At 46.6% G+C, this 728-nt stretch carries 1 protein-coding gene and 1 pseudogene; both read left to right on the top strand.

Annotated features, from left to right (window positions below; all coding sequences use genetic code 11):
- Window positions 1-299 (top strand): annotated as a pseudogene (locus AB4496_RS27915) (carbohydrate ABC transporter permease); the annotation flags it as partial.
- Between the two features lie 6 nt (window positions 300-305).
- Window positions 306-728: ABC transporter ATP-binding protein (locus AB4496_RS27910; RefSeq protein ID WP_372133277.1), on the top strand; the 423-nt coding region annotated here is incomplete at its 3' end.

Here is a 728-nt window from a genome sequence, read left to right as displayed (position 1 = left end):
TCTTTACCATTTTCTTTAAGATCTTATTACCGATCTCTACACCTATCATCATGGTGACAGTGATCTGGCAGTTCACCGCAATCTGGAACGATTTCTTATTCGGGGTGGTGTATTCGGGCTCAGAGACACAGCCGATTACCGTGGCATTAAACAACCTAGTCAACACCAGCACAGGCGTTAAAGAATATAACGTCGATATGGCTGCCGCGATCATCGCTGCCTTGCCAACGCTGTTGGTGTACGTCTTCGCAGGAAAATATTTTGTTCGTGGCCTAACGGCAGGATCAGTAAAAGGATAATTACCCATGGCAACATTAGATTTAAAACAGATCCGTAAAACCTATCGCAACGCGGACAACGAAACGTTAAAGGGCATCGACATTAGTATCGATTCGGGGGAATTTTTGATACTTGTCGGCCCTTCGGGGTGTGGGAAATCCACCTTGATGAACACCATCGCTGGGCTAGAGAATATTAGCTCGGGTGAGATTGTAATTGATGGCATAGACGTGGCGCAGGTTGAACCTAAAGATCGCGATATCGCGATGGTATTCCAGTCGTACGCCTTGTATCCAAACATGACGGTGCGTGGCAATATCGCTTTCGGTTTGAAGATTCGCAAGATGCCGCAGCAAGAGATTGATGCTGAAGTAAATCGAGTGGCAGAAATGCTGCAAATCGAACAGTTGCTTGATCGTAAACCGTCGCAACTTTCTGGTGGTCAGCGT

This window comes from Vibrio sp. 10N.222.46.A1 (genome assembly GCF_041473595.1).
Lineage (GTDB): Bacteria > Pseudomonadota > Gammaproteobacteria > Enterobacterales > Vibrionaceae > Vibrio > Vibrio tasmaniensis_A.
Note: the sequence above shows the minus strand (reverse complement) of the source record. Positions and strands in the feature narration are given on the sequence as shown.